At 46.8% G+C, this 19,080-nt stretch carries 23 protein-coding genes and 1 tRNA gene; 3 read left to right on the top strand and 21 right to left on the bottom strand.

Going from position 1 to position 19,080, the window contains the following annotated elements; translation table 11 throughout:
* Positions 1 to 374: 374 nt before the first annotated feature.
* Positions 375 to 1,265, top strand: coding sequence for a LysR family transcriptional regulator (locus tag NQ502_RS12650; RefSeq protein WP_028529283.1), 891 nt, complete (start codon positions 375 to 377; stop codon positions 1,263 to 1,265).
* A 179-nt stretch (positions 1,266 to 1,444) separates the two neighbouring features.
* On the opposite strand, the gene rpsR is transcribed toward NQ502_RS12650, so the two are convergent.
* From rpsR to NQ502_RS19425, 10 genes are all read right to left on the bottom strand, one after another.
* Positions 1,445 to 1,708 (bottom strand): 30S ribosomal protein S18, encoded by a 264-nt coding sequence (gene rpsR, locus NQ502_RS12645; RefSeq protein ID WP_028529282.1) that lies wholly within the window; start codon positions 1,706 to 1,708, stop codon positions 1,445 to 1,447.
* A gap of 34 nt (positions 1,709 to 1,742) precedes the next feature.
* A complete protein-coding gene (locus NQ502_RS12640) occupies positions 1,743 to 2,192 on the bottom strand; it encodes a single-stranded DNA-binding protein (protein ID WP_028529281.1) in 450 nt (149 codons plus the stop codon).
* A 69-nt stretch (positions 2,193 to 2,261) separates the two neighbouring features.
* Positions 2,262 to 2,549, bottom strand: a complete 288-nt coding sequence (gene rpsF, locus NQ502_RS12635) for a 30S ribosomal protein S6 (protein ID WP_028529280.1) — start codon at positions 2,547 to 2,549, stop codon at positions 2,262 to 2,264.
* A 113-nt stretch (positions 2,550 to 2,662) separates the two neighbouring features.
* Positions 2,663 to 2,854, bottom strand: a complete 192-nt coding sequence (locus tag NQ502_RS12630) for a DUF951 domain-containing protein (protein ID WP_341349424.1) — start codon at positions 2,852 to 2,854, stop codon at positions 2,663 to 2,665.
* A 6-nt stretch (positions 2,855 to 2,860) separates the two neighbouring features.
* Positions 2,861 to 3,586, bottom strand: a complete 726-nt coding sequence (locus NQ502_RS12625) for an NAD-dependent protein deacylase (RefSeq protein WP_341349423.1) — start codon at positions 3,584 to 3,586, stop codon at positions 2,861 to 2,863.
* 12 nt (positions 3,587 to 3,598) lie between these two features.
* Positions 3,599 to 4,372 carry a class B sortase gene (gene srtB / locus NQ502_RS12620; RefSeq protein ID WP_028529277.1) on the bottom strand — a complete coding sequence of 258 codons (774 nt, stop codon included), beginning with the start codon at positions 4,370 to 4,372 and terminating at the stop codon, positions 3,599 to 3,601.
* A gap of 63 nt (positions 4,373 to 4,435) precedes the next feature.
* Positions 4,436 to 4,509 (bottom strand) — tRNA-Met (locus NQ502_RS12615).
* A 39-nt stretch (positions 4,510 to 4,548) separates the two neighbouring features.
* Positions 4,549 to 5,529: an InlB B-repeat-containing protein gene (locus NQ502_RS12610; RefSeq protein ID WP_028529276.1), complete on the bottom strand. Its 981-nt coding sequence runs from the start codon at positions 5,527 to 5,529 to the stop codon at positions 4,549 to 4,551.
* Positions 5,530 to 5,618: 89 nt separating this feature from the next.
* Positions 5,619 to 6,275 (bottom strand): MerR family DNA-binding protein, encoded by a 657-nt coding sequence (locus NQ502_RS12605; protein ID WP_327240942.1) that lies wholly within the window; start codon positions 6,273 to 6,275, stop codon positions 5,619 to 5,621.
* Positions 6,229 to 6,435 (bottom strand): MerR family transcriptional regulator, encoded by a 207-nt coding sequence (locus NQ502_RS19425; RefSeq protein ID WP_327240940.1) that lies wholly within the window; start codon positions 6,433 to 6,435, stop codon positions 6,229 to 6,231. Before NQ502_RS19425 ends, NQ502_RS12605 begins: the two co-directional genes overlap by 47 nt.
* A 95-nt stretch (positions 6,436 to 6,530) precedes the next feature.
* Between NQ502_RS19425 and NQ502_RS12600 the strand changes: the two genes are divergently transcribed.
* Complete coding sequence (locus tag NQ502_RS12600) at positions 6,531 to 7,178, top strand: GNAT family N-acetyltransferase (protein ID WP_028529275.1); 648 nt, start codon at positions 6,531 to 6,533, stop codon at positions 7,176 to 7,178.
* Between the two features lie 4 nt (positions 7,179 to 7,182).
* Here NQ502_RS12600 and NQ502_RS12595 read toward each other — a convergent pair whose 3' ends face one another.
* The 3 genes from NQ502_RS12595 to NQ502_RS12585 all read right to left on the bottom strand — a co-directional run bounded on the left by NQ502_RS12595 (position 7,183) and on the right by NQ502_RS12585 (position 9,420).
* A complete protein-coding gene (locus NQ502_RS12595; RefSeq protein WP_028529274.1) occupies positions 7,183 to 7,731 on the bottom strand; it encodes a S26 family signal peptidase in 549 nt (182 codons plus the stop codon).
* A gap of 129 nt (positions 7,732 to 7,860) precedes the next feature.
* Entirely contained in the window at positions 7,861 to 8,376 is a 516-nt protein-coding gene (locus NQ502_RS12590) for a hypothetical protein (protein WP_028529273.1), read from the bottom strand.
* A 129-nt stretch (positions 8,377 to 8,505) separates the two neighbouring features.
* On the bottom strand, positions 8,506 to 9,420 hold the full coding sequence (locus NQ502_RS12585) for a LysR family transcriptional regulator (protein ID WP_028529272.1): 915 nt from the start codon (positions 9,418 to 9,420) through the stop codon (positions 8,506 to 8,508).
* A 123-nt stretch (positions 9,421 to 9,543) separates the two neighbouring features.
* Here NQ502_RS12585 and NQ502_RS12580 point away from each other — a divergent pair, with 123 nt between their 5' ends.
* The gene (locus tag NQ502_RS12580) at positions 9,544 to 10,752 is read left to right on the top strand and encodes an amidohydrolase (RefSeq protein ID WP_049898249.1); all 1,209 of its coding nucleotides are present in this window, start codon (positions 9,544 to 9,546) and stop codon (positions 10,750 to 10,752) included.
* Here the strand turns inward: NQ502_RS12580 and NQ502_RS12575 are convergent.
* The 8 genes from NQ502_RS12575 to NQ502_RS12540 all read right to left on the bottom strand — a co-directional run bounded on the left by NQ502_RS12575 (position 10,746) and on the right by NQ502_RS12540 (position 18,753).
* On the bottom strand, positions 10,746 to 10,877 hold the full coding sequence (locus tag NQ502_RS12575; RefSeq protein WP_260046549.1) for a hypothetical protein: 132 nt from the start codon (positions 10,875 to 10,877) through the stop codon (positions 10,746 to 10,748). The genes NQ502_RS12580 and NQ502_RS12575 overlap by 7 nt on opposite strands.
* A gap of 98 nt (positions 10,878 to 10,975) precedes the next feature.
* Positions 10,976 to 11,470 carry an HD domain-containing protein gene (locus NQ502_RS12570; protein ID WP_028529270.1) on the bottom strand — a complete coding sequence of 165 codons (495 nt, stop codon included), beginning with the start codon at positions 11,468 to 11,470 and terminating at the stop codon, positions 10,976 to 10,978.
* Positions 11,471 to 11,550: 80 nt separating this feature from the next.
* Positions 11,551 to 12,063, bottom strand: coding sequence for a CarD family transcriptional regulator (locus NQ502_RS12565; RefSeq protein WP_028529269.1), 513 nt, complete (start codon positions 12,061 to 12,063; stop codon positions 11,551 to 11,553).
* Between the two features lie 206 nt (positions 12,064 to 12,269).
* Entirely contained in the window at positions 12,270 to 13,286 is a 1,017-nt protein-coding gene (locus NQ502_RS12560) for a substrate-binding domain-containing protein (protein ID WP_028529268.1), read from the bottom strand.
* Positions 13,287 to 13,475: 189 nt separating this feature from the next.
* Entirely contained in the window at positions 13,476 to 14,342 is an 867-nt protein-coding gene (locus NQ502_RS12555; protein WP_028529267.1) for a helix-turn-helix transcriptional regulator, read from the bottom strand.
* Positions 14,343 to 14,349: 7 nt separating this feature from the next.
* Positions 14,350 to 15,537, bottom strand: a complete 1,188-nt coding sequence (locus tag NQ502_RS12550) for an MFS transporter (protein WP_169579924.1) — start codon at positions 15,535 to 15,537, stop codon at positions 14,350 to 14,352.
* 147 nt (positions 15,538 to 15,684) lie between these two features.
* The gene (locus tag NQ502_RS12545) at positions 15,685 to 16,884 is read right to left on the bottom strand and encodes a metallophosphoesterase (RefSeq protein ID WP_028529265.1); all 1,200 of its coding nucleotides are present in this window, start codon (positions 16,882 to 16,884) and stop codon (positions 15,685 to 15,687) included.
* An 18-nt stretch (positions 16,885 to 16,902) separates the two neighbouring features.
* The gene (locus NQ502_RS12540; RefSeq protein ID WP_028529264.1) at positions 16,903 to 18,753 is read right to left on the bottom strand and encodes a DUF975 family protein; all 1,851 of its coding nucleotides are present in this window, start codon (positions 18,751 to 18,753) and stop codon (positions 16,903 to 16,905) included.
* Positions 18,754 to 19,080: the final 327 nt, after the last annotated feature.

The following is a 19,080-nucleotide window of genomic DNA, read 5'->3' as shown; positions in this document are numbered from 1 at the left end:
CCGGTATGATAACAGGACACTATTTTCCCAAGAAATCCGAGCATATATCCGGCAATGACAATAAACTCGAACGCAATACTTTTCCCTTTTGTTGTTTGCGATTTCCAGGATTTTATAATATTAAATGGCCACGAGGCCCCAAATAATATCAGCATCCCAATTTCACAAATTTGAACAGTATCCATATAATTCTAGACTCACTTCCTTTTAATAATTTTGTGATTGAATTTTTTCCCCATCAACAGTATAATTTTTTTAATAAATAACCGGTGTATTATTATATAATTTATATTATCAGAGCATTTGTATTTTGTAAAATACATGTTTATTGCTTAATGTATACTAATTTTATTATAGAAAGGAGTTTTGTTTTAATGAAGACTGAACATTTAAAAAATTTTATAACTGTCGTTGACCTTGGTACTATATCAGAAGCAGCCAGAACTCTGCATATTGCTCAACCCGCCTTAAGTACACAAATAAAAGCCCTTGAAACCAACATCGGGACTCCTCTTTTGAAACGTAATGCCAAAAAAATTGAATTAACGGCTGCAGGAAAGATTCTTTATGACAAGGCAAAAACAATTAATTATCTGGAGAATTCCATTTACAGTGAAATCAAGGATTGCATCAATGGCAGCCGAGGAAATTTACGAATCGGATTGACTCACTCTTATCCTGATGAATTGGTAACAAAGTTATTTTCCAGTTTTCATCGAGTTTTCCCTGATGTATCATTTGATTTATTCGAGGTACACACCGAGGAAATGCTTCGTCTGCTCCGGGATGGTATTATTGAAATTGGTATAATGCGTATTCCTGGCAATGTTCCCCCATCACTTGATGCATGGTATATTATACAGGAACAGCTTACTGCCATTTACACACCGAATTCCAATTGGTTCCCCCCTGATATCGAAGCAATTCCTGTTCGAATGCTTAAGGATGTTCCCCTCAGTGTTACTAAAGGATTCTCAGACCGCATTATAAATTTGTGCGAGGAAAACGGATTTTCACCTCGTTTTCTGAGTATATGTTCATCACGTCTGTTAGCACGGATGTGGGGTGAGAATGGAGCAGCAGTTACCATTCTGACTGATACCCCAGGTATTCGCTACCCGGATCTGTGTACAAACCCACTAATGGGCACCGGAGCATTGGTCTCAAGAGCGGTAGTCACAAAAAAAAATACACGTATCTCAACGATTGCAAAATCTTTCCTGGACTATTGTCAAAATTGGCTTCCGCCAGTTACTAATCAGTAATATCACAATCCAGTTACAAAAATAAAAGTACCATTGATTTCAATCATATAGGTACTTTTTTTGCATAATAAAAACCGCCATTGATTTAATATCAATGACGGTCCTAAATATTAGTATGCAATTTGAGGGTTGCCAATCACATAATCGGCGACCAAACAAATACTCTCTCTTAACAGAAATTAATCCTGAACGTAAGGCATGATCGCAATATGGCGTGCCTTCTTGATCTCTACTGTCAGAGCTCTCTGATGTTTTGCACAGTTTCCTGTGATTCTTCTCGGGAGGATTTTTCCTCTCTCAGAGATATATCTTTTTAATTTATTCACATCTTTGTAGTTGATCTCATTATTTTCTTTACCGCAGAATACACAAACTTTTTTTCTTCTGCGTCCGCCTCTTCTCTTCATCGGAGAATCCGGTCTGCTGCTTTTTTCATAAGCCATGATAACTTACCTCCTGTATTATTTCACTCAATGTTTAGTTAAATGGCAATTCTTCATCGATGCCATCCGGAATATTCATAAATCCGTCTGCTGACGCCGCGCTCGGTGTCGGTGCCGGAGATGGTGCTGCATTGGAATATCCACTGGTGTCGCCCGCATTTGCGTTCTTACTCTCAGCGAACTCCTGATCTTCCACTACCACTTCCGTTGTATACACTTTCTGTCCATCCCTGTTGGTATAACTTCCGGTCTGAATTCTGCCGCTGACTGCAATCTTGATCCCCTGACGGAAATACTTTTCTGCAAATTCTGCAGTTCTTCCAAATGCCACACAGCTGATAAAATCTGCGCTGGCTTCTCCGTCACGCTTAAATCTGCGGTCAACCGCCAATGTATATCTTGCAATTGCCAATGCGTTTTCTCCTGCGGAATAACGTACCTCAGGATCTCTGGTCAGACGTCCCATTAAAATTACTTTGTTCATATTCTTACCTCACTGTTCAATACTCATCCTGGCTACTATACAAACCTTTAATGGGTTTGGTCACGCAGATTACGCTTCTTTTTTTACAATTAAATATCTGAGCACGTTGTCCATGATACGTACATGTCTTTCCAGCTCTGCCGGGCATTCCGTATCCGCTTCAAACTGAATGAAATAATAGAAGCCTTCACGCATTTTCTGAATTTCGTAAGCAAGTCTCTTCTTACCCCATTCTTCAACTTCTGTCACGGTGCCGTTGTAACGTGTGATGTAGCCTTTTGCTTTCTCAACAACAGCTTCGCGCGCTTCGTCTTCAATTTTTGCATTCACAACTAATGCTAATTCATACTTGTTCATGCTGTTTACCTCCTTTTGGTCTCTGGCCTCCCAACACTGTGGGAAACAAGGATAAAATAATATATCACGAGGATTCATTCTACCATAAACAGCTTTTGAATGCAAGTACAAATTTACTCTTTTTCGTCCTTTTTCCGCAGTCCTTTGGTGTTTTTCTCCACCAGTTTTCTTGCAATCATGATCTGATGTCCGCATCCTGCACATTTCAGGCGGAAATCAGCTCCGACTCTCAGAATCTCCCACTCGTAGCTGCCGCACGGATGCTTTTTCTTCAGTTTTACGATATCTCCGATTTCATACTGCATCATTTCTCAAACTCCTGTTTCAATCTGTGAAAATACTTCTCCGATCGGGCTTTTGATGAGCAAATCCGCACTGCGGTCACGGGAGGTCGCCCCTTTATTGATCAGAACCAGGCAGTCTCCGCGAAAATAGTCGAGCAGCCCCGCCGCCGGATAGACCACCAGCGATGTTCCGCCTACAATCACAGCATCTGCCCGCGAAAGCGCAGCGACAGATTTCTCGATGGTCTCCTGATCCAGCCCTTCCTCATACAGCACAACATCCGGCTTGATCATCCCGCCGCAGCTGCAGCGGGGAACTCCGCCCGCGGCCTTCACATACCGCGCATCATAAAACTTTCTGCATTTCATGCAGTAGTTGCGGTGAACACTTCCATGAAGTTCATAGACCTCCCTGCTCCCCGCCAGCTGATGCAGTCCGTCAATGTTCTGTGTGATCACTGCTTTCAGTTTTCCCGCCTGCTCCAGCTCCGCCAGTTTGATATGCGCCGCATTCGGTTTTGCATCCAGCTCCAGCATCTTATTCTGATAAAACCGATAGAATTCTTCGGGATTTCTCACGAAAAAACTGTGGCTCAATATCGTCTCCGGCGGATAATCATATTCCTGATGGTAGAGACCGTCCGTGCTGCGAAAATCCGGTATCCCGCTCTCCGTCGATACCCCTGCACCTCCGAAAAAGACGATATGATCGTGCTCGTCAATGATCTTCTGAAGTTCCTCGATCTGGTTCATAGACATGACCTCCTATCCCAGGCGTTTCCCCTGGACGATAAAACGTGTTGATGTGTCTCCGGTGCATGTGGACAGTGATACGACACGATCCATCTTATCAAACGCCACATCGCCCACCGGTATCTCAGACAAGTCTTTCATTTTCTTCATATAATCCTCGAACGCTTTATCCGGTCCGCTGAAGAGTGTATATGCTTCGCTCTCCACCTGGACTTCGTGTGCTGAGAATATCCGGTATTTATAATTTTTTTCCGGCGTACAGATCCAGAAATACATACTCTTGGAGTATACATCTTCGTCACGGAACTGTTTCAGTGTACCGAACATGGAACCGTTTTTCATGTTATGTCCGTATACGATTGAATGGCAGTCCGAAAAATCCGGCTTATTCATATAGTCCAGAAAGATAGAGCCGGCAAAGTTGTATGTCTTTTCCGTGGTCCGGTGCAGATAAAAATCATTGTCCTCTGACTGGACGATTGGATAGCTGATATCAAGCGCCTCCACCACAAGCCAGCCGATGATATCCTCGTTGACCGCTTTCAGCGCGGCAAAATCAATTACCGGTCCTTCTTCCTCCTCCACTTCATCTGAGGTTGTCACTTCCGCGGGAACTTCAGCATACTCTTCTTCCAGCTTTTCGTACTCATTGTCCGCTTTTTTGTACTCCAGCATCGTTGATGCAAGCTTATATCCGGATACACAGAAAACTGCAACTGCGATCAGCAGCACCAGCCACCAGATCACTCTGCCTGCACCTGACTTTTTCTTTTTGTTTCTGCCCATGATCCTCTCCTTAAAAGATTTCATTTTACAGGAAACGCCAGGAGATCCTCCTGGCGCTAAAAGTTGCGGGAGTAGGATTTGAACCTACGACCTTCGGGTTATGAGCCCGACGAGCTTCCAGACTGCTCCATCCCGCGCTGCTATATTATTGATTATATTCCTTTAGATGATATTTGTCAACTCTCCTGAATGTATGATTTATCCGCCGCAAAAATATGCCTCTGCGGAAATTCCACAGTCGTCATAAATGGACACTGAACGCTTCGGACATTCACCTGATAGAATATTCTGTTTCCTGTAACCATATACGTACTTCCTGCTTTATAGGAAACAGCCCCACTGTTTGAGTATATGCTCCATCCGACCGGGGTATACCCAGAATATACCGGAATTTCAGGAAGTGTCATCTTTTCGCCTCTGATCCCTGTCTTTGTCAGTATATTCAAACGGTCAGTCGCCTTCCCGTTGTTTGTGCGAAATGATATGGTGTACAGCTTCTGCCATACCGGATAGAGGGTCACATCCTCAGTAATCAGATAGCTTTTTCCAGATGTGTATTCCGCCGACTCCGCATCCGGATCCTCTGCCCATCCCGCACTGCGGTATCCGATTTTCTCCGGCAGTTCAGGCATGATATAACGGGCGCCTTCCTCCAGCGTCTCAGTTTTAAGCTCAGTTCCGGCATCCTCAAATGTGAGCGTACAGCCTGTCTTTTCATACACCGCATAAAACACAGGTTCCTTTCCCTCTGTCATATCGTCAGCCTTAATCCGATCTCCGGGATAGTATTCTGCTCCGGTCCCATTCTCCTCAAGGCTCCACCCGATCCCCCGATGGAATTTCCTGACAGGAAGTTTTGGAAAAACAATATCCTCCTCCGGCAGTACACTGTCCGCCAGCCCCGTCAATTCTACTGCCCCGTCAAAGAAACGGACATAATGATATACGATGAAACCATTCTCAATCTCCTCTGGTTTCTCTGTGCTGACTATATTTTCTGACTGTTCTTCTGATACCTCCGGCAATACAGGCTCCAGCTGGGGTAATTGTTTTATTCCAGATGCGAATACAGTCTCTGTAAATCCAGTCAACAGTAAAAGCGTCAATATCATTCCGGATCTCCGGAACCTTTTCTCTCGTTTCTTCCTCTGCTCCATAATCTTTACTCTCCCCTAAGTAATTGTAAATTATAGCCCAATTACTGGAAGATATCAATGAAGACTCTCTTAAGAATCCATTAAAAATGTCAATTTACCGGGATGTCTATCTGTGTAATATACTCCTCCATCGAATCTATCATGCTTTCATTGACACCTGTTTCATATGCATGACCCATCAAGGTAAGCCCATGGTTTTTGGCATAGCTCAGTATCTCTTTATACTTCTCCGGAAGCTTATCCCAGCTGCCCTTGCAATATGCCCTCAGATATTTTCCTTTCGGCCGCACATACAGCCCACAGTCCTCTTTGGGGCCGGGAATTTCTATGAACAGCGCAGAATAGTTTTCCAGATCGCCGGCATAAAGGCTCTCAGCGGACAGCATCGACCCGTAAGAAGCATCGTACAGGCGATTCAGGTGATATTTTTTCGTCTCTGCAACGACTGCTTCGATCTCTTTCTCCAAAGGCATATCCGCATCCGTATGAATAATAGCCAGATACTTTTCTTCCTGTTCAACAATACTTATTTCTGACAGATTCAAGGTCAACAGCGCAGAAGTCTCCGCCTGACGAGCCTCCAGCGTTTTTCTGACAGCTTTCAGATGGAGAATCTTCTTATCCACTTCCCGTATCTTTTCCTTCAGAAGCGTATTAAGCGCATCAGCAGAACGGTTCTTCATAAATTCTGTGATCTCATTAATCGAAACTCCTAACTCCCTCAGCATCAGGATTGTCTCCAGCACAGAGCTTTGGTGATACGTGTAATATCTGTAATTGTTCTCCCCCGAGAACCGCAGGTTTAAACAGCCCCACTTCATCGTACCACATCAGAGTCTTCTTATTGATCTCATGCAGGGCTGCAAACTGACCTATCGTAAATAATTTCGTTTTACTGTTCAACATCTTTGTAATACCTCTTGACCGTACAGTTACTGTACGGATTATGATGCTATATGTCGTCACCAGTGATAATTAAAGTATAAAGGAGATCATAAAAAATGCAAGAACATGTAACGCTCAGAAACTTTCAATCATCGGATTATGAGGCTATCAGAGACGTGATACGCGAAACCTGGCAATATGACAGATTCTGCAGTCAGAAAACCGCCCGGAAGCTGGCGGCGGTCTATCTGGACAGCTGCCTCGCCAATCAGACATATACGCAGACAGCCGTTGTCGGCGGCGTTCCCGTGGGTATTATCATGGGGAAAAACATCGCCAAACACCGATGCCCTTTTTCGCTTCGTATGAGATTGTTGTTCTCGACCCTGTCCCTGCTGTGTTCACGGGAAGGCCGAAAGGTATCTGGGATTTTTAAGAATGTGAGCAGCGTAGACAAAGAACTTTTAGAAACCTGTAATCAGACATACCCCGGTGAAGTCGCGTTCTTCGCGATCAGCGCGAAATACCGCGGTAAAGGAATCGGCAAAGCGCTCTTCGGCCGTCTGACAGAATATATGAAAAGAGAGGGGATTCATACCTTTTACCTGTTTACTGATACGAGCTGCAACTATCAGTTTTATGAGCATCAGGGCATGGTACGAAAATGTGAAAAGGAGTCATCCTTCACGATCAACGGGCAAAAGCAGGGGATGCAGTTCTTTCTCTACGAGTATACTAGGGTGCCGCATACGGTCACGGACTGACGGTCTAAAGTTCATTTTTCTGCGCCTTTTCCTCTTTATCAAATTTCGCCCACAAAATGCGGTTGATCACAAAAATGATTCCCAGTATGCCAGCCTCCAGCAGCGCAAACGGGCTCTGCAAGAACAGCACCAGCTTCCCGGCAAACGGAATGTGCATCACGTACGTTCCCAGGATATCTTCCCGGTACGTCGTATAATCATCATAGCGGTCAGCGCCCTCCGCATGGGTGTAGTACTGCTCCCTGCCGGTTTCATCGACTTCCTTCTTCCGGTAATAATGTGTGAACACCGAGTCCTCACCGAGGCGGTCCACGCGAAACGAGATGATGGTTCCCTCCGGGATCTCCTGGTCATCTCCGATATTTTTTGCAACCACAAGAGAACCCACGGGGATCGTCGGCACCATACTGTCGGTCAGGATCACGAACGTCTGAAACCCGACCGTATGTTTCAATTGTTCCGGAAAGAATTTCATTCCGATTATGTAGGCGACCAATGTCACTGCGATGATGGCGGTGATGATGTTGCCTGTGATTTTCAGGGCTTTTTTCATTGGAATCTCCAAAAAATATATAAGTCAAATCTAATATATATTTAGCAAAGAAAAAACACCATCTGAATAGAGATGGTAGTTTTTCCTTTTATATAGGGCATTTTATAGCGTTCGTATCTGTAAACTCACTCACGGTGTTTTTTCTGATAATGTTCCCTTGACGTCAACAGTCAACGCTGTTCCTGCTTCTGCCAGTGCTCTGGCATCATCCGTATCATCCGGTGTTATAGTTATATGGTATGTATTTGCCCCTTCCGTCACATCTGCATCTGTCAAGCCGCTTAAACCTGAGGCACCATCCGCTTCAGTTACCGCAACAGTAAAATGATCCTTTACAGAATTTTCACCACTTTTGATGCTGCAATCTAATGCCAATTGTACATTATTTGGATCTGGCACATTTTTAACGTCAAATACCACGTCTGCCTGATAAACAGGTGCTTTAACACCAAGCTCACCTGCAGTCTCCTCATATGTAGGGGCTGATGTGGTGCTTACAACAACCGCCTTGTCTGTCATTGTCAGTGTACCAGTGGACGTAGCATCCAATACATCCCACACCGCAAACGACCCCACCGTCGTTACAACAACCGCTGCCACTGTCAGCAGGCTCAATAAACCTTTTTTCCCAAGTTTCTTAAACATACAAATTCCTCCTTATTTATGACAATTAACGTCTCGTTTAATTTATACTCATTATAGCGGAGGAGTTCGTTTTTGGATAATGCTTATTCCTGATGGCTCCGTGATAACAAAATATTATCACCAGCTTCCTCAGTCGCCATAGTTCTCCATAATAATTTCCAGAAATTCTTCTGCCTGTTCTGACAAGATTTCTTTCTTTCGTTTCAGCCACAGAAGTTTTTTCGTTATTTCACAGTCTTCAAGCCTGCAGCTTCCGATGTGCCCTTTCCGCAGCTCTTCTATCTGCCACTTGCTTCCGAAAATAAAGGAATCCGTGCGCTTTACCATATTGACAATGGCATGATAATTGTTGATCACAATCGTCTTTTTAAAATCCATCAGACGAATGCTGCCCAGGGAAACCATCTGGTTGATACTGGCAAAATAATCAGCAGGCAGGTGAATATATCCGTATGGAAGCAGTTCTTCAGGCTTTATACTCTCTCTTCCGTACAGGGGATTCTGCTCGCCCACATGGGCATATAGAGGGCTGGATGAGATCTCACTTGCAGCCAGTCCTTTAATATCCAGTATTTTTTTCACCGTCGGAAGCTGCCGTGTATTTATTACGATAATCCCAATCTCTGATTCAAGATTCGCCACATGTTCCAGTACACGTTCCACAGAAGTCTCATAGATTGAGATATTGGCATGTCGGGTTTGCATATTGTCATGAAAACGCAGCATGATCTCGTCTTTCAGAATAATATTCCCAATGGAAAGCTCAAGTTTATTCTGCATGTATTCCCGGTCTTTTCTTTTCAGTGATTCAATCTCATGAAGCTGGCTGATCACGGACTGTGCGTAGTAATACAGGCTCTCCCCCGTAGTCGTCAGGCTGACTCCGTGGTTGGACCGGATCAAAAGCTGTTCCCCCATCTCCTCTTCCAGGTTCTGAATCGCCCTGGTCAGATTGGGCTGTGTCACATACAGCGCAACCGCCGCTTTTCTCATACTCTTCTGTTCCGCAATTTCCACAAAGTACTGCAAGTATTTCAGTTCCATATGAATTTCCTTTTCCACATTTAAAATATTCTAACTAAGTATACCATGTTTATCTGGAATGATGTAAAATAGTGTAGAATTTTGTACAAGAAAAATAAACCAAAAGATTATGAGGAAACGTATATGACATGGTATGAAAACATAGAACACCGCGCAGCACAGCTGCAGCCGGAACTGGAATCTCTCAGAATGGATTTTCACCGCCATCCGGAACTTGGGTGGGAAGAGTATCGCACGAGCAGAAAAATCGCCGGGCTGCTGTCCGGGTGGGGATATGAGGTTATAAGCAGCAAGGAAGTCTGCGGCCATGAGACCGGCGTGATCGGTATCCTGCGGTGCGGTACCAGTCCCGGACCAGTCACCGCGCTCCGCTTTGACATCGACGCACTTCCGGTGTGTGAACAAGAGCAGCCTGAGCATCTCCCGTTTCGAAATGGTTTCCAGTCACAGAACCCCGGTGTCATGCACGCCTGCGGCCATGACGGACACGTTGCCATAGGGCTGGGCTGTGCACAGCTTCTGTCCGAAATCCAAACAGAGCTGAACGGTACGCTGAAACTGATCTTTCAGCCGTCGGAAGAAGGCGCCCGCGGAGCGCTCCCGATCACACAGCGCGGCTGGCTCGATGATGTAGATTATTTTCTGGCGGGACACATCATCAGCCATGAGCTGGCACGCGGCGAGGATGCCAACGTCATTCCCGGAGTCTCGTCCTCTCTGGCCACCACAAAAGCGAATGCCGTATTTCACGGCAGGTCGGCACATGCCGCGCATCCGGAGCTTGGAAGTGACGTGATTCCCGCCATCGCCGATGCCGTAAGCGCCATGCACGCTGTGGGAGGGCCCGGATTCATTCACACCGGCACCATCCATGCGGGAAGCGGACGAAACATCATCGCAGACTATGGAAAACTCGAACTGGAAACCCGCGCACAGACTACGCCGCAAAATGAGCAGCTGAAGACTCAGATGTGTCTGGCTCTCCAGTCTGCCGCCAGGAAACACGGGGTTGCCTGCGAGATCGATATTCTGGGAAGCGCACCCTCTCTCGAGAGCACCCCGCAGCTCACGGAATTTCTGAGGAATCTTTATTATGAAAAACTCACGCTGGTAAGACCAACCTCATTCGCCTCCACAGAGTTTCCCGCCAGCGAGGACGCTGCTCATATGATGGACCGGGTAAAGTCCCATGGCGGACAGGCGTCTTTCCTGCTTTTTCCGGCACGCATCGCCTCCGGACTGCATAATTCCGATTTTGATTTCCCAATGGAACTGCTCTCTGTCGGTACTGCGGCATTTACGTCCGCAGTTTATGCGTTTATGCATCAATAGCGCAGCTGGATCCCCTGTTCCTCGATCCACTCCTCCAGATCATCCTGGGCATCCGCTGCCCAGGTCTCTGAGAGATCCTTCTCTGCTTTGTTCTCTTTCGTATCGGTAACTCCTGTTATTTTCATAAACGCTTTAAGGAAACACCGAAAGATTACCGGAAAAAAGTGCTTTTAAAGGCAAAAAAGATACCTCCTACCGCGTAGGAGGTACCTTCCTTTTGTTGTCACGCTGAACCGACTACAATGCGGTTCCGTCTTGCCAGAGCGACTGCTATATGAAACCGCTCCACGCACGCACAGAATTTGTCCGCACAAGATATGATCCATGCCTCTTTGCTGCTGGGAAGAGGACCCAGTGGAAACATATGAGTCAGAATGGCCTTTTGCTCCTTTTCACTGACTTCAAAATGCTCCTGACTTTTTTTTGCCGCAGCTTTGGGATGATGGAATACCTGAGCTTCCCCCGATTCCGACTTTCCGTCAAAATCGAACAGGCAGAAGTCATGCAGTATGCCTGCACGTGCCGCCGCCCTGGCGTCGCACCCTGTCTTTTTTGCTATCACCCATGAAATATAAGAAACATTAATACTGTGCATCAACCTTGTTGTATTCTTATGCTGGATATACCTGGACAGCTTTTTGAACTCGCCGTCTTTCAGGATAATTTCCACTTCTTCCAAAAACTCTGCGTCAATATCTTCCGAGACTGTTATGTCCATTGGAATCACCCGCTTTCTATATTGCATACTTCTATTATGAATTCATAATACAGGTTTGGCAAGTGATTTTATGAAAATAATTAAACCGGTTGTATCTCATCAAAGCGCGATATCAAAAAATCCTTCATATCCGCCTTGTCTTTTCCCAACGCAAGCGCAAGCTCTGCATGCAGATTGTCTTCCGCTATATGGAAGTATTTTTCATCCATCACCGTGATCTTTTTTCCCTGGGCCATCCGTTCCTGCTGTCTCATATACAGCGCCTTTATGATCTTGACCCACTGTCTGCAGTCACAGCTTCTGACCGCTTCCTTATACTGCTCTTCACGCACCTTATCCTGCGGAAACCAGAGCTGTTCAATATCCGGTATCTCGTCTACCAGCTCCAGGGCTTCCTTTTTTGTAAGTGCTTTCCTCACGGCAATCTTCTGATTATCAACAGGTGAATAGACCCTGCTGTCCACAGCACTCAAAGGAATCAATACGTAATACAGTTTTTTACTGTCTGTGCCCTGCATGTCAAGATGTGTCACTGCATCCACCTGACATATTCCATTGTGACCGTGTATGATATATTCACCTTTTTTAAACATTTGTTACCTCCTTTGGCATTGCAAGAAACTTCGTTCCTTTTTCAGTATAACAGAATTCTGCCCACTTTGTAAGAAGATCTTACCAATCTGCCTGAACTTTGTAACATTTGCGCATAAAACACGCAGAATAGCCTGTACATTTTTAAAGCCGGCTGCCGCGTATCCTTTCGGTTGTACGCGGCAGCCGGCTCCTTCAAATTCATCCGTTATGACTGAAATTCTGCTATATTTTCTTTATCGACCGGCTCGAACGGGATCCAGATGATATACGGGGATATTCCCGTGTCATCCAATTCTCTATCGATCCCCTCATTGAACTTCCGGTTATTTTCCAGATTTATTGCGGTCTCGACCGCTGTCTGTGCCTGGCCGTCCACATCCTGTAAGACACTCATCAGCATCTTGCCCGACGCGATCGCCTCCCTGGCGTCTGCGAGCAGGTCTATGCCGACCACCGGAATACTCTCCGGACTGATGTCCAGATTCTCCATGGCCTGGATGGTCCCCAGCGCCATCGCGTCATTATTTGCAATGATACAGTCGATATCTTTTGTATTCTGCAGTACCGCCGTCATCTTTTCCTGTGCAGTCTGTCTGCTGAAACCGCATTCTTGAGCCTTTGCTGCTTCCACTGTCCGTATCCCCTGGTCTGCAAGCGCCTTCAAAGCCCCTTCAGAGCGCTGCCTGGTGTGTTCCATTCCGCCAGTTCCCTGAACCATCAGATAACGCACCTGCGTTTTACCCAGCCTTTTAAAATGATCAGCGAGTGCCGCTCCCTGATAGTAACCGGATTCACGTTCATCCGAGCCCACATAGACCACATTTTCATTTAACAGGCTGATGTCCTGCGGCATTCTGTTGACAAACACAACTTTCATATCCCCCGCTGCACTTACGATTTCATTTGCAAGTTCATTTCTTGTCAGATTCACGATCAGTACCTCGGCCCCATTCTCACACGCCATTCTGACACAGTCCAGCTGTTTTTCATTGTTATCTCCTGCATCATAACACTTGAGGTCGTATCCCTTGTCAGCAGCCGCTTTGACTGCAGCATCCTCAAACTCGGACAGCCATTCATCCCGCTGCGCCATAAGCAGCGCGACCGTCTGCTTATGAGGCTCCTGCCCCGACTTGGCGGAAACCTTTGCAGTCCCGTACCCCGCGGCGAACCCCAGCGTGATCATTGCCACCATTACCAGCACCATACTTTTCTTCAACATACTAACGCCTCCCTTTTCTTAAAAAAATCTTACGATTTATGGTCGTATATTCTTTGGTTCTGACATTATTATACGTCTGTCAGGGCTCCGTTTGAATGGGAGAACTTGTTGATTTGAACCCCGATATCGCTGATAAACTGGTTTTCCAGCATATTGCATATGAACTTTTTTGCTATTATTATTAAACGTTTAAGTTTTTCGAGTTCTTTTATTTCGATACTCCGATGGAGACATTCCGGCATATTTGGAAAACAGCCGTGAAAAATGTCCGGCATCCTCAAATCCGACCCGCTCTGCAATATCCGTCACGCTTGTTTTCGTATCCATAAGAAGGCTCTGCGCCTCACCGATGCGCCGTCTGATTATATATTGTTTTAATGTGTAACCAGTCTGCTCCTTAAACAAATGCGCGAGATAATACGAACTGATATGAAACTCTTTCCCGAGCGTCTCCAGTGTCAGATCCTCACTGTAATGCCGCCCAATGTAATCTTCCACCTCAATACACAGGGAACGCTCTTTCGGTACCGTCTGTTCCTGGCGTCCTTCGATCATCTGATTAATCAAAGCCATGCAGGACAGCATGAGGTTCTGGCAGATTTCCCGGTCGCCCGGCTGCATGCTTCGCGCATGGCGGTCCATCATTTTCATCAGTGTACAGATATCATGGAACTGGTCCGGCTGATGAAAAACCGGACATTGACGTTCATCGATCAGGTGGTTGGAAGGAAGTCCCGGCATACACAGATTGGTGATGGCAAAACAGAGCGTCTGATATCCCTGCCATGTCTTGGGAACTTCCTCATGCACCGTATTACTGTTGCACAGTATGATGTCTCCTTCACAGACTTCATACTGGTGATAGCCCAGTGTATACAGTCCCCTTCCCTTGTGGATCAGCAGCACCTCAAAACAGTCGCTGTGCTGATGCATCAGGTGAAGATGGCCGTTTTCCATCCACTCGTTGTCATTGATATGCATCAGATGCGGCACATCCGGCGGCAGCATGCGCCTCTCCTCTTCATCGTATACAATATGTTTCATCATTTCCGCCATAAATGTACTAACCTTCCTTCTCTAACCGGACACTTCCTCCAAAAAATCTCTGACGAACCGCCGCCTGGGAAACTGAAAATACAACAAACATAAGGCAAAGTATCATTCCATCTGCCGTGATCGCAGGAGCCAGTCCCACTCGTTCTCCGATGGCCCCGATCACGTAGGGAACCAGTGAATTTCCGATATAGCTGAATAAGAATGCAATCGAAATGGTGCTCCCGCTGTCATATCTGTCGTCATCCACCAGCTTCGATGCGGTGAGCGGCCAGATCCCCGACATACTGAGTCCCAGCACAACCGCAGCCCCCCAAACCGCCGTACCCTGCAGGTGCGGAATGGCAAGCACACATGCCGCGCTTACCGGGATCGTACTCATCACAATGACCGCAGGCCGGATCCTCCTGGTCAGCTTTGCACAGATCAGCCGCCCCACAAACACGCCTCCCCAGACAGTCCCCGTTACTGCTGACGCCTCCAGCGAGGCAAAGCCAAGGCTTTCCGTCAGATACGTCACCAGCCAGCTGCAGATTGCCGTTTCGGCCCCCGCGTACAGAAACAGACAGAGAAACGTCGGCTGAAGGCTCCTGTTCTTCAGTATTCCTTTCATCTCACGAAATCCGCCTGCTCCGGAACACGGAATTGCAGGAAACCTAATCCTCAGTATATAGACCGTCGACACGAGTGATAATGCCGCAAACGACAGATAACTCATCCTCCATGAAATCCCCATGGCAAGCACCATACCGGACCACAGCAGGCCTGCCAGCGCACCGGATCCGCAATACGCCTGCACTCCGCTCACCGCGGAAGCCGTATCTCCTGCAGCGATATCAGCCGGTATGGAAACTGCAGTCACCTGCATGATCAGGGTCGCAAATCCCAACAGGAACAGCGCGGTGCAAACGAACCAGAACGACGGGGCCGCTCCGATCATACCGCAGAGAACCGTCATACATATCAGACTGCCATAGAATATTCTGACTTTTCCAAATCGTCCCACCAGCCGGCCGCTGACGATGCAAGCTGCAACATTGCCGGCAAAAAAAGCCAGGAACATACCACCGCTTTTCTGCAGTCCGATTCCGAATTCTCTGCTGATGGATACCAGCAGCGGGGCAAGGATATTGGTACAAAGACTGTATAAAAATGCGGCAAGTTTACACGCACCCAGGACACGTTTATTTTCCATCATAAGTCCTCCTTCTTTCATCTTATACACATTATAAAGCAGAAGGCTTTTCCTTAGATATGGAAAACTTTGTGTATTTTCAGTGCGTTTTTATCACATTCTGCCGCCCCTCACAGCTGAATATGGACTTTCTTGCGAAAATCCCCCATTTTAGTTCTCATTGAAATGTACCGTGATCCGGCAGACTTCGGCGATCGTGCCCACCCTCATATTCGGACCAAACAACCCTACCCCCGAGGTGACAATATTATGCATCTTGTCCTTTTGCAGGTAACCGCAGGCATTTTCCCACATCAGCCCGATCGTGAGGTTCCCCGGGAACATCTGTCCGTCATGCGTATGGCCGCACAGATCCAGATCCACACCTGCATCCGCCAGTTCCTGAAGTTCCTTCGGCTGATGGTCTATCACAAGGATCGGTTTGGATCGGTCCATATCCGCCGTAATCTCTTCCGGCGTTTTTCTGACCGAAATTCCCCTTCCGGGCCGCTCCCTGTCCGGCCGCCCATACACATAAAAGCTATCATCAATCAGAGTTCCCTCGTCTCTCAACAGCCTGATTCCCGCTTTTTCCAGAAATTCATCCATCCGTACATCACTGACCTTCTTTTCTCCCTTTTTATGAAATGTAAATCCAGCCAGAATCTTTTCTTCAATATCATGGTTCCCATAGCAGGCATATACGCCATAACGGCTTTTAATGCCTCTGAAAATGCTGATCAGCCGCTCAGGGTCATCCAGCGCTTCGTACTCATTGTCAAAGATATCTCCCGCGAAAACCACAAGGTCCGGATCCTCCGCATTAATCTTCCTGACCATACGTTCCATCTGGCGGCATCCGATATTGTAGCCCAGATGAAGGTCTGCCGCCAGAACAATATTCAGAGAATCCAGGCCGCCTGCAGCCTTGTCAACCGTCACGTCATATCTTGTCGTCCGCACCACTCTGGCATTCGCGGCTCCCCCAAGGCTGACCGCCGCAATCAGCACGATGCAGCATGTACCGGCGGTCACAAAGGTTCTCCGCGACCGCAGTTTTCTCTTGTCTATGCGCGGTATTCTGAGCAGGATCATCCTGATTATATCGGCAATGATAACCGTCAGAATCACATAGAGCAGTACGCCAAGCCAGTAATTGCCGATCAGTTTCATGAAGCGCTGCGCCTTTCCGACCGGCAGCAAAAAACCTGTGAGAAGAGAGAGCGCAAAAAACGCATAGATTACGATGACCGCCGCACGCACCCATTTTTTCTTAAAATGTCTGCTGCAGGCACTCATCCACCAGATCAGCCACCGCATGATGTAAAGATTCAGCAGAATATATATCGGTGATAAATAGATTGCCAGCATATACCAACTTCCTTCTTTCTATATGATTGTGCCGCTGCCTCCCGGCATCTGCCGGCGCTCACTGCAAGCTTCATAATCTGTGATTCCCCTGCCCGTATTCGGATGTTTTGAGGAATATGCCTGATCCGTGATAAACGCCGCCAGAAGTAATGCGCACACCGGAATCAGAATCCTGTACTGTATTTTCTTGAACACGTTATCCAAAAGCGGCGCCAGAATATAGACGAATGCCACGCCCCCGATTCCGAACACCAGCAGCCCCTCCGCGCAGATACGTCCGTGCAGATTCAGAAAATAGCCGCTGTAATCCCACCACTTCTTGCCGTCATGGGTTACTTCCAGGTAATATGACGTGCCGTACTCAACGATCCCGCACAGAACAACGGCACACAGAAACTCCATGGCCGGGTATCTCCGCACTTTGTTCAGCAGTACCAGGATCAGTACCGCTCCCGAACCATAGATCGGCAGCCACGGTCCGTGCAGTACCCCGCGGTTGACAAACTCCCCGTCAGAGATCAGGTGAAGACTGACCTCCCAGAGCCACCCCACAAAGGAAAAGCTGAAAAACAGCATCACAAGCGACCAGATCGAATAGTGACGCATATAGTTCAGTGTTTCTACCCTGGTCCGCTTCATAGCCTCCGGAATGGGTGACAGCCTGCCCGGATATACGACTCCTTCCACTGCATATGTCAGTGCATGGAATTGAATCTTACGTGCCTGATGTTCTTCATATTCTTTTTCCTCTCTGGTGTTCAGCAGTATAATGCCCAGATAATTGACAAAAAAGCCCCGGATTCCGCCGAGTTTTTCCATCTCCGCCGGCGGCTCCTTTATCACCGCAAGCACATCCGCATATTTTTCTTCCAGCAGGCTCTTATCCGGCTTCTCGAACAGATAAACATCGTCTAAATATGTACTTCCTTCTATTTCGGCCGCCTTCGCCTGACTGCGCAGCTGTGTATAGTATTCACTGAACGCAGCCACTTTATATGGATTGGAATACAAAATCCCGCACAGCCCGAGGGAGACGAGGTCCAGAATATACCATCCAATAAACGACAGTTCGAACAGAAAGCACTCCCACTTGTGCCCCTTCATCATTTTTCTGGATAGGGTGACTGCCCGAAGAGCGGGAATATCCGGATTCTCCGCGACTATATACGGTACCAGATAGTAGGAATACCGCTTTATAACCCAGCCTGCGATCGTCAGACACCAAAGGGTGTAAAGTACATAGGTGACCAGCATCGTCCAGGACGCCCTGAGCCATTTTTTGACCCGGAGCAAAAACATAAAACGCTGTACGGGAACTTTCTCATAGCACCGTCCCTCCAGAAAAATTCGTCTGGAAATGACCGCATATACATTGTTTATGAAAAACCATACGCCAAATGAAAGCAGCAGACTGGCTATGATCAAAATTGCGACCGCAATGCTCTCAGAGCCAATCACGGAATTCAGGGCTGAAAGGATCGTGACAAAAATCGAGCCGGAACTGACGGCGTTAACAGCCTGCGCCAGCACACCCCTGCTTCTGCCGAGCGCAGGATTCCCTTTTTCCGCCTGCTCGATCTGCTGTCTGGTGAGTTCATCTGACAGCTTTCTCCCCTCTTCTTCCCTGCCGCTCAGAATCTCATCCAGCACATCCGACATACCCCGGCCTCCGCTCAGCGCGCCTGTGGAGGCGCTGTCCTCATGACCGGAAATCTGTATGTTTTCAGCCGAATAAGACCGAATCATATTGAGGGAATTGGTAAATTCCGCTCCTAAAAATCCGGCGATCAGACAGACGGCTACAAACATCAGATAGTGTTTTTTTAAAGAATGTCTCCCTCTTTTTTTCATATCCTTTCTGGTTAACATCTCGGTTCCTCCTGCAGCAATTTCTTCATTCATTTTCCTGTTTGTAATAATTGTTCACACAGTGTTCATTGTATCATATATCATACCGGTTTTTTTCTTTTTTCTTCAAAATCTCTTCAGAAATCATTTATTTCTCTGTCACACTCTGCACACATTTTTCAGCTATACTGTTTATAACAGTAAAAATCATTTTACTTTTATCATATAGTTTCTTTTTCATACCTGCCGGGGTTTATACCCCGGCCCTCCTTTTTTTACAAAAGAAACTCCCCCTGCCCGGATGTCGGTTTCCCAACGTTCCGCTGCAGGAGGAGCTTTTTATGTATA

The sequence above is a fragment of the Ruminococcus gauvreauii genome (assembly GCF_025151995.1).
Classification (GTDB): Bacteria; Bacillota; Clostridia; order Lachnospirales; family Lachnospiraceae; genus Ruminococcus_G; species Ruminococcus_G gauvreauii.
Note: the sequence above shows the minus strand (reverse complement) of the source record. Positions and strands in the feature narration are given on the sequence as shown.

Bases quoted from the DNA above. Each gene is read 5' to 3' on its own strand.
- NQ502_RS12610 (WP_028529276.1), bottom strand. From the start codon at position 5,529: ATGGAGCAGAGGAAGAAACGAGAGAAAAGGTTCCGGAGATCCGGAATG.
- NQ502_RS19425 (WP_327240940.1), bottom strand. From the start codon at position 6,435: ATGTTGAACAGTAAAACGAAATTATTTACGATAGGTCAGTTTGCAGCC.
- NQ502_RS12590 (WP_028529273.1), bottom strand. From the start codon at position 8,376: ATGTTTAAGAAACTTGGGAAAAAAGGTTTATTGAGCCTGCTGACAGTG.
- NQ502_RS12570 (WP_028529270.1), bottom strand. From the start codon at position 11,470: ATGGACATAACAGTCTCGGAAGATATTGACGCAGAGTTTTTGGAAGAA.
- NQ502_RS12560 (WP_028529268.1), bottom strand. From the start codon at position 13,286: ATGTTGAAGAAAAGTATGGTGCTGGTAATGGTGGCAATGATCACGCTG.
- srtB (WP_028529277.1), bottom strand. From the start codon at position 4,372: ATGGGCAGAAACAAAAAGAAAAAGTCAGGTGCAGGCAGAGTGATCTGG.
- NQ502_RS12545 (WP_028529265.1), bottom strand. From the start codon at position 16,884: ATGCTGGCAATCTATTTATCACCGATATATATTCTGCTGAATCTTTAC.
- NQ502_RS12630 (WP_341349424.1), bottom strand. From the start codon at position 2,854: ATGCAGTATGAAATCGGAGATATCGTAAAACTGAAGAAAAAGCATCCG.
- NQ502_RS12625 (WP_341349423.1), bottom strand. From the start codon at position 3,586: ATGAACCAGATCGAGGAACTTCAGAAGATCATTGACGAGCACGATCAT.
- NQ502_RS12650 (WP_028529283.1), top strand. From the start codon at position 375: ATGAAGACTGAACATTTAAAAAATTTTATAACTGTCGTTGACCTTGGT.
- NQ502_RS12595 (WP_028529274.1), bottom strand. From the start codon at position 7,731: ATGAAAAAAGCCCTGAAAATCACAGGCAACATCATCACCGCCATCATC.
- NQ502_RS12640 (WP_028529281.1), bottom strand. From the start codon at position 2,192: ATGAACAAAGTAATTTTAATGGGACGTCTGACCAGAGATCCTGAGGTA.
- NQ502_RS12550 (WP_169579924.1), bottom strand. From the start codon at position 15,537: ATGATGGAAAATAAACGTGTCCTGGGTGCGTGTAAACTTGCCGCATTT.
- rpsR (WP_028529282.1), bottom strand. From the start codon at position 1,708: ATGGCTTATGAAAAAAGCAGCAGACCGGATTCTCCGATGAAGAGAAGA.
- NQ502_RS12585 (WP_028529272.1), bottom strand. From the start codon at position 9,420: ATGGAACTGAAATACTTGCAGTACTTTGTGGAAATTGCGGAACAGAAG.
- NQ502_RS12565 (WP_028529269.1), bottom strand. From the start codon at position 12,063: ATGTTTAAAAAAGGTGAATATATCATACACGGTCACAATGGAATATGT.
- NQ502_RS12600 (WP_028529275.1), top strand. From the start codon at position 6,531: ATGCAAGAACATGTAACGCTCAGAAACTTTCAATCATCGGATTATGAG.
- rpsF (WP_028529280.1), bottom strand. From the start codon at position 2,549: ATGAACAAGTATGAATTAGCATTAGTTGTGAATGCAAAAATTGAAGAC.
- NQ502_RS12575 (WP_260046549.1), bottom strand. From the start codon at position 10,877: ATGAAAATAACAGGAGTTACCGATACGAAAGAGAACAAAGCAGAGAAG.
- NQ502_RS12580 (WP_049898249.1), top strand. From the start codon at position 9,544: ATGACATGGTATGAAAACATAGAACACCGCGCAGCACAGCTGCAGCCG.
- NQ502_RS12540 (WP_028529264.1), bottom strand. From the start codon at position 18,753: ATGTTAACCAGAAAGGATATGAAAAAAAGAGGGAGACATTCTTTAAAA.
- NQ502_RS12555 (WP_028529267.1), bottom strand. From the start codon at position 14,342: ATGGCGGAAATGATGAAACATATTGTATACGATGAAGAGGAGAGGCGC.